We start from the raw sequence: 15,548 nt of genomic DNA, 5'->3' as shown, positions 1-15,548 counted from the left end.
GCAGAGCGAAGACCATGTCTTTTCCGATGAAGTTCGCGGCGAGCGCGCTGGCGCTCGGTCTGTCCGCGTGCGCCTTGCATGGCGCCGAGCGTGTTCCTTCCTTGTGGGATGCCTCCAATCCGGAGGCCCCCGTCTCACCCCCACGCATCCTGACCGCCCTGGCGCCCTCGGGAGCGGCCCCTCCGCCCAGACCCGCGCCAGGGCCGTCCTCCCCGGCCTCGGACGGTGGCACGCCGTCCCAGGCGGGCTACGTGTGCCCCATGCACCCGGACGTCACGTCCCACTCGCCAGCGCGCTGCCCGAAGTGCGGCATGAAGCTCGTTTCCCAGGGGGCTTCCCACGACCACCACGGCCCAGCGCACTCCCAGGGTCATGGGGGCGAGGCCTCCGCCGAGAGGGGTTCCCCGTGAACCGCCTCTCCTTCCTGTTGGCCCTGTGTCTGGGGGCCGCTGGATGCGCGACGATGTCTCCCGAGCGGGGGCATGCGGAACTCGGGGCGCTCGTGCACGAGCGGGTGTCGGTGTCCACCGGCTGGGAGCGGGGTTCGCCCTCGGACGAAGCCGTGCGCGATCAGGTCCGCGAGTTGCTGCGTGACGGCCTCTCGCGCGAGGAAGCGGTGCGCATCGCGCTCATGAACAGTCCGGGTCTCCAGGCCTCCTATGAGGCGCTGGGGATTTCCCAGGCGGAACTGGTGGAGGCGGGTCTGCTGAGCAATCCCTCGCTCGGCGCGTCCGTTCGCTTTCCCCGGTCGCCCACGCTCGGGCTCGATGTCGAGTTCTCGCTCGTGCAGGGGCTGCTCGATCTCTTCCTGCTCCCGGCGCGCAAGCGGATCGCCCAGCAACAATTCGACGCGGATGTGCTGCGCACCGCTCACGAGGCGCTGGCGATGGTGGCCCAGACGCGCGAGGCCTATACCGCCGTCCAGGCGGCGGAGGAGTTGCTGCGCTACCAGACGAAGCTCGTGGCCGTCTTCGAGGCCTCGGCCGAGCTGGCGCGGATGCAGCACGAGGCCGGCAACATCCCCGAGCTGGACCTGGCCGTCATCCGCACCGCCTGGCAGGAGGCGCGCGTGGGCCTGGCCCGCGAGGAACTGGCGCTCGTCGAGCAGCGCGAGCGGATGAACCGGTTGCTGGGCCTGTGGGGCGAGAACACGGAGTGGACGGTGAGCGAGCCCCTGAGGGAACCCTCCGCGGAGGAGCCGTCCTTCGAACAGCTCGAGCGGCTGGCGCTGCGGCGCCGGTTGGACATCGACGCCGCGCGCAAGGACGTGGCGTTGCTCGCGCAATCGGTTTCCCTGGCACGGAGCTCGCGCTTCCTCGGGACCGTGGAGGTGGGCGTGGACGCGGAGCGGGGCGAGGGTGGGGGACTGCACATCACCGGCCCGAGCCTGGTGCTGGAATTGCCCGTCTTCAACCAGCGCCAGGGGCTCATCGGCGGACTGGAGGCGCGGTGGCGTCAGGCGGAGCGGCGGCTGACCCAGCTGTCCGTGGATGCGCGCTCCGAGGTGCGCCAGCATGGGGCGGAATCGCGCACGGCGCGCCACCTGGTGGAGCACTACGCGAAGGTGTTGCTGCCCCTGCGCCGGCGTGTCCTGGAGCAATCCCAGCTCCAGTACAACGCCATGGTGCTCAGCCCCTTCCAACTGCTGGAGGCGCGGCGGGACGAGGTGCGGACCTACCGCGAGTACGTGGAGACGCTGCGGGACTACTGGAACGCCCGGAACGCGCTGGAGAACGCGGTGGGTGGGCGGCTGACGGATGACGACACGGGAGTGGCACGATGAGCACGGACACGAAGGGGTGGAGCCGGCGGCAATTGCTCGTCGCCAGTGGATTGGGCGTCGCGGGAGGCTCGCTGCTGGCGGCCGGAGAGGCACGGGCGGAGGTGAGTCCCAAGCACCTGCCTCCCGGAAGGCCCGGCCGGGATTATACGCCGGTGGTGGTGCCGAATGGCTCCAAGCTGCCCTGGAAGGTGGTGGACGGCGTGAAGGTCTTCCACCTGGTGGCCGAGGAGGTGGAGCACACGTTCGCGCCGGGCCTCCAGGCGCGCTGCTGGGGCTACAACGGCCGCGTCCATGGCCCGCTCATCGAGGCGGTGGAGGGAGACCGCGTGCGCTTCTACGTCACCAACCGGCTGCCCGCGCCCACCACGGTGCACTGGCATGGGCTGCTCTTGCCCAACGGGATGGATGGCGTGGGTGGACTCAACCAGCGTGCCATCGCACCGGGGGAGACGTTCCAGTACGAGTTCACCCTGCGCCAGTCCGGCACGCTCATGTACCACTCGCACCATGACGAGATGACGCAGATCGCCCTGGGCATGGTGGGGCTCTTCGTCGTGCATCCGCGCCAGCCGCCTCGGGGGCCGAAGGTGGACCGGGACTTCGCCTTCATGCTGCACGAGTGGAAGTTGGACCCGGGGGCGCGGCGGCCCAACCCGAACGAGATGACGGATTTCAACCTGCTCACGCTCAACGGCAAGGCCTTCCCGGGCACGGCGCCCATGGTGGTGAGGACGGGGCAGCGGGTGCGCATCCGGCTGGGCAACCTGGGGCCCATGGACCACCACCCCATTCACCTGCACGGCTATCAGTTCCGCATCACCGAGACGGACGGAGGCCGCGTGCCCGAGTCCGCTCAATGGTCGGACACCACCGTGCTGGTGCCCGTGGGCAGCACGCGCACCGTGGAGTTCGTCGCGGACGAGCCCGGGGACTGGGCCATGCACTGTCACATGACCCACCACGTGATGAACCAGATGGGACACGGCATGCCCAACCTCATCGGCCTCAAGCCCGAGGGGTTTGATGAGAAGGTGCGCGCGCTGCTGCCGGACTACATGACCATGGGGCACACCGGCATGGGTGACATGGAGGAGATGGGCATGCCCGTGCCGGCCAACAGCATTCCCATGGTGGGAGGCCACGGCCGTTACGGAGGCATCACCATGGGGGGCATGTTCACCGTGCTCAAGGTGCGCGATGGGCTCACGAGCTACGCGGATCCGGGTTGGTATGAGAACCCACTGAGTACTCAGGCACGTGGCGCCGAGCGGGCCGAGCTGTTGCGCGACGGCATCGACGTGGACGGCCAGCCAGGCGCCATCGACGACGAAGGCGCCTGAATCCGGGCTCCCTGTCCAGGCTCGATTCGAGGCACGGGGGGGCCTTGTGCGCCAATCAGGACACGCGGACGCTGGACGCTCCTCCTGACACCGGCCTTCGAGAAGGCTCGGTCGACTGCTCCTCGTGCGGAGAAGCAGCCCACGAGGTGTGGCCAGCCGGGTGGGCAGTCCTCATCTTTCACTTTGGGGGTGATGCGCCCAGGGGATGGTGAGAGATGGGTCAACTCGGTGACTTGCTCCATGAACACCATGAGGAGATAGAGCGTCGGTGGTACGAGCGATGGCGCCGGGAGGGGGCCGTGCGCCCGGACCTGTCGGAGGCCGTGCTCAAGAACCACCTCGCCATCCAACTCCAGGCCATTGGCGAGGCGATCCGCAAAGGCGGTTCTTCCACGGCGTCCCCTCGGGAATTATGGGCGCAGCACGGACGGCTAGACCCCGAGCAGCGGGTGCGCGATGAAGTGCCCATCGATGAGGTGGTGCGCGAATACGCTTATGTCATCGAGGAGGTTCGTGCCTGGCTTGAAGAGCGGGGCGAGCAGGTGTCGGTCCAGGACTACTCGTTCTTCTCCATCGCCATCTTCGAACTCGCCGCCGAGTCGGCGCGCCGGTTCGCCAAGTACCAGGCCGAGCAGGTGGCCCGTGAGCGCTCGGAGCACGTGGCGGGCATCGCCCACCAGTTGCGCACCCCCGTTTCCACCCTGAGTCTTTATGTCCAGCAGCTGGAGCGAACCAAAGGCGTGCCGGACGTTCGGTCCGTGGAGCGGCTGCGCGGCACGGTGGCCCGACTCAGCCGCCTGGTCGACGGTATCCTCCGCATGGAGCGCTTCAGTCCCGAGGAGTTGCCCGTCCACGCGGAGCTCCTCGACCCGGCCCAGGTCATTGACCAGATTGTCGCTGACTACGAGCACGAGGCCCGCCGCAAGGGGTTGTTGCTCGAGGTCTCCGCGAAACACTCCGCGCGCATGTATGTGGATCGAGACCTGCTGGTGGACGCGCTCGGCAATCTCATTCAGAACGCCATCAAATACACAGACAAGGGTTTTGTGCACGTCACCGTGGAGCCGCACGAGGACGGCGTGGTGTTCAAGGTGAAGGACTCTGGCCCTGGTATCGCTCCCGAGCGTCAGCGGGAGCTCTTCCGGCCCGTGCGGCCCGGGCAACCCGGTGGATTTGGACTGGGCTTGAGTATCGCCTTCCGTGCCGCTGTGGCGCAGGGCGGATCCCTGGAGGTGGAGAGTGAAGAAGGCCAGGGGAGCACCTTCTCTCTCCACCTGCCTTGGGTCGTGCACTCGCGGGAGGGGCTGAGCGAGGGTCTCGCGGAGACTTCCCCTGGAGTGTGACGCTCTGTCCAAAGGACTTCGCGACCATCGTGGTCGCCCCCATGATCACCATCGTGGCCAGCGCCGCCGGTTACTACTTCGGCAGCCGGTCGTCACGACAGGAGGGCTGCATGGACAAGGAGAACACTTCATCCAGGTAACTGCCATCCCTGGCTCGTCTCACCAGGGCCTCATAAACGGCCAAGGCGTCGCGGATCACATCCGCCCGCTTCATTCGATCCGTCCACCTGGCGAGTGTGTCCAGCATTATCGATGCTTCTTCTTCCCGTATCGACGCTTTGCCCTCTGGCCGGTCCCCTGCACGGGCAGCCTGGCCCCGCCCGGGCGAGAGGGACGTAACCAGGGAGGTTCGGACCGATGCTCGGGAGCGGTACGGCTCGACGTCAGAAGCTGGCGTCGAGCTGGAGCCGCGCGAGGTGCCGCGCCGCGCCTTCGGGACCGAAGATGTAGAAGTAGTCCCCCTGCAGCTTGAAGGCGTGTCCATTGAGGTACACGTTGAGCCCGCCGCCCACCTGCTTGCCCTGGGTCTGGACCAGTTGCACGAGCTGCGGATCCGTCCCCTTGAGCGCGAAGAGCTCCTCCCAACGCGCCGTCAGCTCCACCTGGGAATTCACCAGCAGGCCACCCTGCACGAAGTAGCCATAGCCCGACCGGGTCGGCTCCCGGATGACCGCTCCATTGACGGTGCCCTCGATCTCGTTCTCCTTCGCCTTGCGCCACAGACCCTCGGCGAGGAGCGAGAAGCCCCGGTACTTGAACACCAGATCCGCGGCGAGGTGGCTGTAGCTGGTCGTCCCGGCGGTGAACGCCGTGCCGTAGGTGCTGTTGCGGCGCGAGGTGTTCGCGTTGTAGGCGGCCGCGACCCCCAGGGCCAACCGGGGCCTCGCCGCGCGGGTCAGGTCGCCTTCCTGATCATCATCGAACGTGCCAAAGGGCCGCAGCGTGAGCCGCAGGACGGAGATGGGGCCGGGGACGTAGCCCACGTAGCGGTTGCGCCCGTCACCTCCACCGATGAAGAACTGATAGCCCAGCCACTCGTTGAGTCCGAAGAGATCGTTGGACGAGAGCATCACGCCCACGTCGCGGTCGAGCGTCAGCTCGCGTACCACCTGTTGCCGGTCGACCATCTGGAGCGCGAACTCGCGGATGGTGCGGGCCCGATCGAAGGGCACGAAGAACTGTCCCGCGCGGAGGTTGAGGTCGCGCCAGCGGGTGTAGTCCACGAAGGCATCGAAGATGGGCGAGCTGCTGCCCGTCTCGAAGTCGGGGCCACCAAAGGCCAACTGGATGGTGTAGCGCAGCTCGGGCGCCAGCACGTTGCCGTGGACGACCAGACGGAGCGTCTTGACGTTGATCTCGTTGGTGTCGCTCTCGTCGAAGTGGAGGAACGTCTCGCGCAACTGGATGCGCGCCCGGATCCCGAGGGAGTAGCGCTCACTCGCCTTGATGAGGATTCCGCGTCCGGGCTCCGCGGTGATGGTGGGGGAGGGCTTCTCCGGTGGAGGCGAAGTGGCGTCCTGGGCCTGGGCGGCGGTGCCCATCCCAAACAACAGCACGACCAGGAGACTCGATGCGCGAGAGGCTCGCGCGGGAAGGTGCGAAGGCATAGGGGGCGCGACATGGGCCTCCCGCCGCGTCGACACGGGGCTCGTGTCCGGGCGGGATGCGCTACTGGAAGGAGGGGCGACAACAGCCGTGGCGGCGGGCTTCCATCATGTGCGTGTCCAATATAACGGATGCTTGCTCGAAGGTACAAGCTCCATGCATCCGTTATAGCGGAGCCCCCTGGCTTCACCGCGGAGCGGGTCCTACTTCCCGAGGAAACCGAGCAGCGCCTCGCGCCACTTCTCGGGAGCCTCGAAGTGGGGGATGTGCCCCACGTTGGGAATCTCCACCAGCGTGGCCTGGGGGAAGGCCCGGGCGGCGCGCCTGCCCAGCTCCGGGTACTGGCCGAGCTTCGTCAGCGCCTCGGGAGACAGGCGCGCGCGGCCGATCGTGGTCCGATCCGCCTGTCCGATGACGAGCAACACGGGCACCTTCACCAGGGGGAACTCATGCACCACGGGCTGTTGGTAGATCATCTGCTCGGTGGCCGCGGACACCCACGCGAGCCGCGGGTACTCGGCGCTCAGCGACTGGCGGAAGGGAATCCGCACCCACTCCTCGTACTCGGGGCGCCACGTCACGTAGTACGTCTTCTGGTACTTGCGCACCGACTCCTCGGTGACGTCGAGCTGGCCCCGATACAGCTCCTCGGTGGAGCGCCACGGCACGAGCTCACGGTAGTCCTCGAGGCCGATGGGGTTCTCCAGCACGAGCTGCGTGGTGGCCTCGGGGAACAGGCGCGCGAAGCGGGTGGCGAGCATGCCGCCCATGGAGTGGCCCACCACGGCCACCTTCTGGACCCCGAGTTGATCCAGCAGCTTCTTCGTCTGGGTGGCCAGCAGGTGGAAGCTGTAGTCGATGGCGGGCTTGGAGGAGCGGCCGAAGCCGAGCTGATCCGGGACGACGACGCGGTAGCCCGCCTGGCTGAGCGCGCTCAGGGTGTCGCGCCAGTAGGCTCCGAAGAAGTTCTTGCCGTGCAGCAGCAGGACGGTGCGGCCATTGGCCTTTCCCGTGGCGGGCACGTCCATATAGGCCATGCGCAGATCCTGTCCCTGGATCGTGACGGGCAGGTAGCGGACGGGGGCGGGGGAGGGGTAGCCCTCGAGCGCGATGCCAAGGGGCTCGGGAGGCTTGCCCTCCTGGGCGATGGCGGGCACGGCGCACAGCAGCAGCGCGAGGATGGGCAGAGAGCGAGACATGGGCATGGAGGATTCATAGCCCCTCACCGGACCGATGGCGGCGTGAAGTGTGATATCAGCTCGCCCCCCGGCTTGAGTGTTGGACAAGGAGCGGTCATGGGGGAGGACATGAAGCACGACATCGACCTGAGGAAGTACAACCGCGAGGCCTGGGACCGGCAGGTGGCCGCGGGCAACCGGTGGACGGTGCCCGTGGGGCCCGAGGTGATCGCCGCCGCGCGCCGGGGCGAGTGGAGCGTGGTGCTCACGCCGAGCAAGCCCGTGCCTCACGCCTGGTTCGGCCCGCTCGCGGGCAAGGACGTGTTGGGCCTGGCGAGCGCGGGAGGGCAACAGGGACCGGTGCTCGCCGCCGTCGGCGCCCGCGTGACGATGTTCGACAATTCGCCCGCGCAGCTCGCGCAGGATCGTCTGGTGGCCGAGCGCGAGGGCTTGTCCATCCGCCTCGTGGAAGGAGACATGCGCGACCTGTCGGTCTTCGCCGACGGCAGCTTCGATCTCATCTTCCATCCCTGCTCCAATGGCTTCGTGTCCGAGATCCGGCCCGTGTGGCGCGAGGCCTTCCGGGTGTTGCGGCCCGGGGGAGTCCTGCTCTCGGGCTTCTCCCAGCCGATCCGCTACCTCTTCGATCCGGACCTGGAGGCGAAGGGGGAGCTGCGGCTCAAGTACCGCATGCCCTACTCGGACCTGACGAGTCTCACGGAGGAGGAGCGCCGCCGCTATACCGATGTGGGCGATCTCCTGTGCGTGGCGCACTCGTTGGAGGATCAGATTGGGGGGCAGCTCGACGCGGGCTTCCTGCTCGCGGGCTTCTACGATGACAAGAACTCCAGCGGGGATGTGCAGTCCGAGTACCTGTCCACCTTCTGCGCCACCCGGGCCGTGAAGCCATGACGACGGGGTTGAGCGCGCGTCTGCAGGCCTCCATGCGCCACATGGCCACGGCACGTTACGAGACCGTGTCCGTTGCGCCGTTCACGGCGTACCTGCACCCGAGCGATCCCCTCATCTACTTCAACTACGCCATCCCGGATGGGCCCCTGACCGGGGACGTGCGCGAGCCCCTGCGGCGGTTGCGCGCGGTGTTCGAGGCGCGGGGGAGGGCACCGCGCTTCGAGTACGTGTCCGAGCTGGCACCGGAGCTGGCCCAGGCGCTGCTCGACACGGGCTTCCGCCAGGAGGCCGAGGCGCGGCTCATGATCTGCACCCCCGAGCGCTTCACGCCCATCGAGCCACCCGAGGGGGTCGAATTGTCGGTCCTGACGCGGGACTCCGCGCGTGAGGAGTTCCGCGTCTACTGCCGCATCGCTCGGATGGGCTTCGTGCCGCATGAGGTCTACACGCCCTCCGAGGAGGAGATCTCCAAGACGATGGAGGACCTGGGAGAGGGCGTGGCGGTGCTGGGGCGGGTGGAAGGACAGCCCGCGGCGGTGGGACTGTTCTCGCCGCCTTCGTTGGGCGTTTCGGAGCTCGCGGGAGTGGCCACGCTCGAGGACTTCCGCAAGAGGGGCCTGGGCACCGCGATCACGTCCCGGGTCGCGAGGGAGGCCTTCTCCCGAGGCGTGGACATGCTCTTCTTGAGCACCCTGTCGCCCGAGGCGGGCCGCATCTACGAGCGGGTGGGGTTCCGCTTCCTGACGCCCATGCTCTTCTTCGTCGACGCGGCGCTTCCCGAGGGTGCCATGTCTCCCTCGCCTGGCTAGGAGGCAGCGGGTCGAGGTTCTCAACCTCCCTCCGGGCGAGGTAGCGTGCGCCGCGAATGGAGAACCCCCTCGTTCGTGTGCTCATGTGCCTGGTGCTCCTGTCCGCCGTCCCGTCATGGGCGCGGGAGTCCCAGGAGGAACTCGTCTCGAAGCCCCGGACGGTGCTCCTGCTCGGGGACAGCCTGATCGTCACCAGCTTCGGGGAATCGCTCGAGGAGCGCTTGAACGGGCAGCCCGGCATCCACGCGGTGCGGCGGGCGAAGTCCTCCACGGGGCTGGCGCGCCCGGACTTCTTCGACTGGATGCAGGTGGGACGCGAGGAGGTGGAGCGGCACCGGCCCGACCTCGTCGTCGTCATCATGGGAGGCAATGACGGGCAGGGGCTCACGGATGGCCAGGGCAAGGCGAAGGCCCAATGGGGCGCCGCCGATTGGAGCGCCATGTACCGCCAACGCGTCGATGACTTCCTGCGCGTGCTGGCGGCGCCGGGCCGCCGGGTGCTCTGGGTGGAGTTGCCCGTGACCGGCCTGCCTCGCTTCGAGCGCAAGCTGGGGATCATCCGCGCGATCCTGCGGGAGGCGGTTTCAGCCCAGGGTGGCGCGGTGCATCTGGACACCCGGCCGTTCTTCACCGACGCCAAGGGGCAGTTGCTGAAGGAGGCCCCGGTCGAGGGTTTTCGCAAACCCATGCGGCTGCGGATGGAGGACGGGGTCCACTTCACCCTGGCGGGGGGCCGCTACTTCGCGAGCAAGGTCCACCCAGAGGTCTCTCGGCTCCTGAACGAGCCCGTCGAGGCGCCTCCTCCCGAACCCGCGGTCTGCCGCGAGCCAGAGTCCAACCTGTCCCTGGTTCCCCTGGTGTTCATTCAGCCCTGAGACGGCTTGCGCTTCGGAAGCATGGAGCGGCGCGGACCCCGGAGGGCGTAGCCCAGCAGCATTCCTCCGGGCAGGAGCATGCCCAGCCCCTGGCTGAGGTCCTGCGGGGGGTGGGCCACCGCACCGAGCACCAGCGCGGCGAAGAGCAGACCACAGACCAGACGGATGAGAAGAGCGCTCACGGTGTCGTTCCTTGGGACAGGGTAAATCAGCCTAACCAGGAATTTGTCCGGCGCACGTCCAGGCGCCAACAAAGCGCCGTGATGACGCGCGGGGTCACGAAAATGCCTCCCGCGAGGACAGGGAGGTGACCGAGCGGCTCGGCGAGGGCTCGCACGCGTTTGACTTCCAGGGGCGCACCCTCCAGGTGGAACACTCGCTTGGGCAGGAGGCGACCTGCTGGGTGAGCGGAATGTTCCGCCTACTGCATGAAGTGGCTCCCTCGCCGGAAGAGTTTCCCCGCGCATCAGGTTGATGTGCACTCATGAACGATTCGTCGTGTCGTCTCTGTTGATGACGCGGCGGCATCAGGTTTGTGTAAAAAGTCACGGGGCCGATTCCGTGTGGCGGCCGGGAAGGGAGCGGAGGGCATTGGCCCTCGTGGAGCGCATGTCCGACACCATCGATTACAAGAGGCTCTTCGCCCTATCGCCCAATCCCTACATGGTGCTGGATCGTGAGCTGCGTTATGTCGCGGCGAACGAGGCCTACCTCCGGGTGACGGCGAGCCGGCTGGAGGACCTGGTGGGTCGGCACATCCTATCGGCGTTCCCCCATGATCCGCAGGATCCCGCCAACGTCAGCGCGCGCATGTTGCGCGACTCCTTCGAGCGGGTGTTGGCCCGGCGGGCGCCAGACACGCTGGCGCTCATTCCCTATCGGGTGCCGATGCAGACGCCCGAGGGCATTGTCGTCCAGGACCGCTTCTGGAGTGCCACCCACACGCCCCTGCTGGATGAGCGGGGCGAGGTGGCCTTCATCCTCCAGCACACCGTGGACGTGACGGAGTTGCAGCAGCTCAAGCGCAATGCGCGGGCCGCCCAGTTCGCTTTCGAGGAAGGGCCGCCGCAGGAGCAGCTCCAGGCGGGAATCCTCGCTCGGGCTCGCAGCGTCCAGGAGGTCAATCGGACCCTGGACGAGGAGCGCCGTCACCTGCGCCGTCTGTTCGAGCAGGCTCCTGGGTTCGTGGCCATCCTGCGGGGCCGCGAGCTGGTGTTCGAGCTGACCAACCCCGCCTATGAGCAGACCGTGGGTCACCGGAACGTGCTCGGCAAGCGCGTCGTGGATGCGCTGCCGGAGGTGGTGGAGCAGGGCCTTCCGGAACTGTTGCATCGGGTGATGGATACCGGCGAGCCGTTCGTCGGCCGTGGCATGCTCGTGCGCCTGCAGCGGACACCGGGCGCCCCCCTCACGGACACGTACCTCGACTTCGTGTATCAGCCCATCGTGGAGCCCGACGGGAGCATCATCGGCGTCTTCGTGCAGGGCAACGACATCTCCGAGCAGAAGCGCGCCGAGGAGGAGCTGCGCCGCTACCGCGACCATCTCGAGGAACTGGTGCATGAGCGCACCCAGGCGCTCGCGCAGACCGAGGCCGCCCTGCGCCAGTCCCAGAAGATGGAGGCGGTGGGCAAGCTCACGGGCGGCGTGGCGCATGACTTCAACAACCTGTTGCAGGTCATCTCCGGCAATCTCCAGCTCTTGCAACGCGAGGTGGCGGGCCGCGAACAGGGCCAGCGGCGGCTACAGGCCGCGATCGGCGCCGTGGAGCGAGGTGCGAAGCTCGCCTCCCAGCTGCTCTCCTTCGCCCGGCGTCAGCCGCTCGAACCCTCGGTCATCAACCTGGGCCGACTGGTGCGCGGCATGGATGACTTGCTGCGGCGCTCGCTCGGCGAGGACATCGAGGTCGAGACGGTGATCTCCGGCGGGTTGTGGAATACGTTCGCGGACCCCAACCAGCTCGAGAACGTCATCCTCAACCTGGCCATCAATGCCCGGGACGCGATGGCGAACACCGGGAAGCTGACCCTCGAGGTGAGCAATGCCAGTCTGGATGACCACTACGCCCAGCTTCACTCGGAGGTGGTTCCCGGCCAGTACGTGCTCCTGGCGATCTCCGACACAGGCAGCGGCATGCCTCCCGAGGTGTTGGAGCGGGCCTTCGAGCCGTTCTTCACCACCAAGCCCGAGGGCCGTGGCACGGGCCTGGGCTTGAGCATGGTGTACGGCTTCGTCAAGCAGACGGGGGGCCACGTCAAGATCTACAGCGAGGTGGGGCATGGCACGACGCTGAAGATCTACCTGCCGCGCGCCTTCCAGACCGAGGCGGAGCAGGTCGACGTTCCGACGGGACCCATCGAGGGCGGGACCGAGACCATCCTGGTGGTGGAGGACGACGTGGAGGTTCGTACCACGGCGGTGGAGATGCTCTCCGAGCTGGGCTACCGGGTGCTCAAGGCCGCGGATGGACAGAGCGCGTTGGCCATCATTCAGAGTGGAGTGTCCGTCGATCTGCTGTTCACCGACGTGGTGATGCCGGGCCCCGTGCGCAGTCCGGAACTCGCCAGGCAGGCCAAGGCGGTGCTGCCGGAGATCGAGGTGCTCTTCACGTCGGGTTACACGGAGAACGCCATCGTGCACGGCGGCCGGCTCGATCCGGGCGTCAACCTGCTGGGCAAGCCCTACCGGCGTGAGGATCTGGCGCGCAAGCTGCGGCAACTGTTGCGCAACCGCCAGCAGCGGCTCCTTCAGAAGGAGCAGCAGGCCAGCCGGCAGCGGGCGCGTGCCGAGCGCCCGCCCGAGCCTCCGAAGAAGGCGCGTCTGCGCGTGTTGCTCGTGGAGGACGACGAGGACATCCGCACCTCCGCCTATGAGTTGTTGGGCATTCTCGGGCATGACGTGCTGGCCGTGTCGAACGCCGAGGAGGCCCGGGGTGCGCTGTCCGTGGACGAGTTCGACGTGCTGTTCACGGACGTGAGCCTGCCGGGCATGTCGGGCGTGGAGCTGGCGCGCGAGGCCCTGCGCCGGCGTCCCGGGCTGCGCGTCATCATCGCCTCTGGCTATGGCAATGCCACCGAGGGGTGGGAGCAGATGAAGAACGTGGTGGTCCTGCCCAAACCCTATGCGCTGTCGCAGATCGAACGGGCGATGGAGCAGGTGGTGGCCTCCCGCTCCGAGCGCTGAGGTCGATTGACACCCCTCACTCGCGGATGTCATGATTTCCGTTGAAATCTGTTTATCCGAGGGGGCGGTTTGCAATCCTTTGTTGGCGACATCGAGAGGCGGGACACCTTCCCCTCCCATGAGGAGTTCGTTCGCGAGTTCATGAGCGTGTCCCGGCCGGTCTTGTTCACTCGGGCCATGGCCGATTGGTCCGCCTGGTCGGCGTGGAACCTCGACTGGCTCGAGCGGCAGCACGGCTCGGTTCTCCTGAAGGGAAAGCAGCTGTCCGTTCGCGATTGGATCGCGAAGATGAAGGACGCCCTGGCGAACGGGCGCATCGAGTATTTGAGCGTTCCGATCGAGGAAATCCCCGGGCTGGCCAAGGACTTCTCGCTGCCCGATTACTACCGATTCGAGCTGCTGCGCCGGACGGAGACCTGGATCGGTCCGGCGGGGACCCGCACTCCCTTGCACTGTGACTATTCGGAGAACCTCTTCTGCCAGGTCATCGGCCGCAAGCGGTTCCAGCTCTACTCACCGGATGCGATCTCCGCCCTCGAGCCCGCTATCGATTACGCCCTCTACCGGGACTATGTCCCCGAGTACATCGCCCACGAGCGCAATGGCCGGGGGGATGATCTTGAGACGATCCTCGCCCACGAGCCCGTCAAGCCCAGGTTCGATTTCGTGATCGAACCGGGCGAGGTGATGTACCTCCCCTATGGTTGGTTCCACCGGGTGTCGGGACTCGAGTTCTCCTGGAGCATCAGCTCGCGTTGGGTCACGCCCGGCATGATCCTGCGCCGCCTGCCCAGTGTCGTGGCCAATACGCTCAAGGGCGAGCCGGCGCGCTCCGTGAAGAAGATCCGCGAGGAGCTCACTCGCTCAAACGCACCGTAGGCTGGGCCTGGATGGGTGCCTGGAGCGGTGTCTCGGTGGTCCCGAGTGGCCGGGCGGGCAGTGGTGTCAGGGACATCAGCGCTCCGATGAAGAGGGCATACGCCCCGAGCCCCACGAGCGCCTTGCGGTGATCGCGAGTGTCCTCGAAGAGGAAGAGCAGCGGCACCACCGCGGAGAGCTGATAGAAGAAGATGTTCATGCTCAGCAGGATTCCAAAATGGAATCCAATCACGCTGACGGCGAAGGGCCAGCGGAGCCGCTTCCAGAGGATCAGGAAGAAGCCCATCTCGAAAAAGCCGGTGAACAGACTGACGCCCTTGAACACCCAGGGAAATCGGGTCAAGGCCAGACCCGGTTCCGTTCCCGAGACGAGCGTTCCGTAATAGGGCGTTGCTCCCGTCAGGAACCAGTCCACGCCGCCGATCAGCAGCTTGTTCACACCGGCCTGCACGTAGAACGCGATCAGGTAGAGCTGCATGAAGGCCAGCGCGAACGACGCGAACTCGCGCCGGGCCAGGGAGTACGGTTGGTCCCGGCGCGAGGGATCGAGCACCCAGTCGAGCGACCAGAACCGCGACGAATCCACGAAGCAGAGGATGATCGCGAAGAAGTTCAGGTGGGTGATGTAGCTGAACAACTGGGTGCTGAAGTGCCCCACGTAATACGCGAAGACGAAGTAGGTGAGGGCGAAGACGGCATTGGAGAGCCGGCTCTTGAAGCCCAGGGCGAACGTGATGCCACTGACGACCACCGCGTACTTCAGGAAGTAATAGCCTCCATACCCGAGCTCCGGAATGAAGCTGAACGGGCCGACCGGGCGATAGAGCAGAGGGGCCGCATCCACGTGAAAACGATCAAACGGGCCGATGAGCACATAGCTCACCGTCACGAGGCTCACCGCCAACCGGACCACGAAGATGCGGAAGTCGAGGTTGGGTTGGGCGAAGAGGAAGCTTTCAATCTTCTTGCGAAACATCACGGAGCCCCCGGCAACCGATAGCTGAAGACCCGCTCCTCCTGGAGCGGCTTGGGCGGCTGGCCATCGCGGTATTGGTCCAGATCGAACCGAAGGTAGACGACATCCAAGCCGACGAACCGGCCGCCTGGCGGCGGTCGAACCGACGAATACGTCTCGTCAAAGGCATACCAGGGTTCGCTGTTCACTCGCTCCAGGAGTAGCCGGGCGACCTGCTCCTTCCTTCGCGAGTCCTCCTCCAGCACGAACACATTCTCGGCCAGGCCCACGGCGCGGTACCATTCGATGGGAATCACACGCCCGGAATCCACGGTCACACTGCCACCCTGATCGTCATGCACCACCATGCGTAAGAGATTGGTACGCGCGGTGAACAGCACGTTGAACAGCCCATGGCTGGTAAAGGGGAAGTTGTCCCGTTCAACCCACATGTAGTAGTTATCAACCGCGAAAAACGCGATGAGGCCGACAACCAGCAGTGCCTTGGAGCGGGAACTCAGGCCCTGGTTTCCTTGTGAAGTGTCCATGTTTTTCGGCTAGGGTGGGAGTACCGATGTTTTCCAACATATCAAGGATTTCAGCGCTGGCCATCGCTCTGTGCGTGAATGCCTGCACACACGTTGGGGCCACGCCCGAGGGCACTCCGGACGGGCCTCCGGGCACCC

Annotated in this window: 14 protein-coding genes; 9 read left to right on the top strand and 5 right to left on the bottom strand. The window is 66.6% G+C overall.

Annotated elements, in window-relative coordinates:
* Positions 1 to 14 precede the first annotated feature (14 nt).
* The 4 genes from MEBOL_RS41700 to MEBOL_RS39460 all read left to right on the top strand — a co-directional run bounded on the left by MEBOL_RS41700 (position 15) and on the right by MEBOL_RS39460 (position 4,466).
* Positions 15 to 410, top strand: a complete 396-nt coding sequence (locus tag MEBOL_RS41700; RefSeq protein ID WP_157823955.1) for a heavy metal-binding domain-containing protein — start codon at positions 15 to 17, stop codon at positions 408 to 410.
* Positions 407 to 1,783 carry a TolC family protein gene (locus MEBOL_RS39470; RefSeq protein WP_095982241.1) on the top strand — a complete coding sequence of 459 codons (1,377 nt, stop codon included), beginning with the start codon at positions 407 to 409 and terminating at the stop codon, positions 1,781 to 1,783. Before MEBOL_RS41700 ends, MEBOL_RS39470 begins: the two co-directional genes overlap by 4 nt.
* A complete protein-coding gene (locus MEBOL_RS39465; protein WP_157823953.1) occupies positions 1,780 to 3,123 on the top strand; it encodes a multicopper oxidase family protein in 1,344 nt (447 codons plus the stop codon). The genes MEBOL_RS39470 and MEBOL_RS39465 overlap by 4 nt, the downstream gene beginning before the upstream one ends.
* 299 nt (positions 3,124 to 3,422) lie before the next feature.
* Positions 3,423 to 4,466 carry a sensor histidine kinase gene (locus tag MEBOL_RS39460; RefSeq protein ID WP_170115686.1) on the top strand — a complete coding sequence of 348 codons (1,044 nt, stop codon included), beginning with the start codon at positions 3,423 to 3,425 and terminating at the stop codon, positions 4,464 to 4,466.
* Between the two features lie 383 nt (positions 4,467 to 4,849).
* Here the strand turns inward: MEBOL_RS39460 and MEBOL_RS39455 are convergent, their stop codons facing one another.
* Both MEBOL_RS39455 and MEBOL_RS39450 read right to left on the bottom strand, forming a co-directional pair.
* Entirely contained in the window at positions 4,850 to 6,022 is a 1,173-nt protein-coding gene (locus tag MEBOL_RS39455) for a porin (protein ID WP_245919275.1), read from the bottom strand.
* Between the two features lie 252 nt (positions 6,023 to 6,274).
* Positions 6,275 to 7,276 (bottom strand): alpha/beta fold hydrolase, encoded by a 1,002-nt coding sequence (locus MEBOL_RS39450; RefSeq protein WP_095982238.1) that lies wholly within the window; start codon positions 7,274 to 7,276, stop codon positions 6,275 to 6,277.
* 102 nt (positions 7,277 to 7,378) lie between these two features.
* On the opposite strand from MEBOL_RS39450, the gene MEBOL_RS39445 reads away from it, so the two are divergent.
* Genes MEBOL_RS39445 through MEBOL_RS39435 form a run of 3 tightly spaced genes read left to right on the top strand, consistent with a single transcriptional unit; the run spans position 7,379 to position 9,845 of the window.
* Entirely contained in the window at positions 7,379 to 8,161 is a 783-nt protein-coding gene (locus tag MEBOL_RS39445; RefSeq protein WP_170115685.1) for a class I SAM-dependent methyltransferase, read from the top strand.
* On the top strand, positions 8,158 to 8,970 hold the full coding sequence (locus MEBOL_RS39440) for a GNAT family N-acetyltransferase (protein ID WP_095982237.1): 813 nt from the start codon (positions 8,158 to 8,160) through the stop codon (positions 8,968 to 8,970). The genes MEBOL_RS39445 and MEBOL_RS39440 overlap by 4 nt, the downstream gene beginning before the upstream one ends.
* Positions 8,971 to 9,026: 56 nt before the next feature.
* Positions 9,027 to 9,845, top strand: coding sequence for an SGNH/GDSL hydrolase family protein (locus tag MEBOL_RS39435; RefSeq protein WP_095982236.1), 819 nt, complete (start codon positions 9,027 to 9,029; stop codon positions 9,843 to 9,845).
* Here the strand turns inward: MEBOL_RS39435 and MEBOL_RS39430 are convergent.
* The gene (locus tag MEBOL_RS39430) at positions 9,836 to 10,027 is read right to left on the bottom strand and encodes a hypothetical protein (RefSeq protein WP_095982235.1); all 192 of its coding nucleotides are present in this window, start codon (positions 10,025 to 10,027) and stop codon (positions 9,836 to 9,838) included. The two genes, MEBOL_RS39435 and MEBOL_RS39430, sit on opposite strands and share 10 nt — an antisense overlap.
* A 427-nt stretch (positions 10,028 to 10,454) precedes the next feature.
* Here MEBOL_RS39430 and MEBOL_RS39425 point away from each other — a divergent pair, with 427 nt between their 5' ends.
* The gene (locus MEBOL_RS39425) at positions 10,455 to 13,028 is read left to right on the top strand and encodes a response regulator (RefSeq protein WP_095983290.1); all 2,574 of its coding nucleotides are present in this window, start codon (positions 10,455 to 10,457) and stop codon (positions 13,026 to 13,028) included.
* A gap of 69 nt (positions 13,029 to 13,097) precedes the next feature.
* Positions 13,098 to 13,907: a cupin-like domain-containing protein gene (locus MEBOL_RS39420; RefSeq protein ID WP_095982234.1), complete on the top strand. Its 810-nt coding sequence runs from the start codon at positions 13,098 to 13,100 to the stop codon at positions 13,905 to 13,907.
* Here MEBOL_RS39420 and MEBOL_RS39415 read toward each other — a convergent pair.
* Positions 13,885 to 14,883 carry an HTTM domain-containing protein gene (locus tag MEBOL_RS39415; protein ID WP_095982233.1) on the bottom strand — a complete coding sequence of 333 codons (999 nt, stop codon included), beginning with the start codon at positions 14,881 to 14,883 and terminating at the stop codon, positions 13,885 to 13,887. The genes MEBOL_RS39420 and MEBOL_RS39415 overlap by 23 nt on opposite strands.
* Positions 14,883 to 15,410, bottom strand: a complete 528-nt coding sequence (locus MEBOL_RS39410; RefSeq protein ID WP_245919271.1) for a hypothetical protein — start codon at positions 15,408 to 15,410, stop codon at positions 14,883 to 14,885. The genes MEBOL_RS39415 and MEBOL_RS39410 overlap by 1 nt, the downstream gene beginning before the upstream one ends.
* Positions 15,411 to 15,548 lie beyond the last annotated feature (138 nt).

Source organism: Melittangium boletus DSM 14713, from assembly GCF_002305855.1.
Taxonomy (GTDB): Bacteria; Myxococcota; Myxococcia; order Myxococcales; family Myxococcaceae; genus Cystobacter; species Cystobacter boletus.
This window is presented reverse-complemented; position numbering and strand designations above follow the sequence as displayed.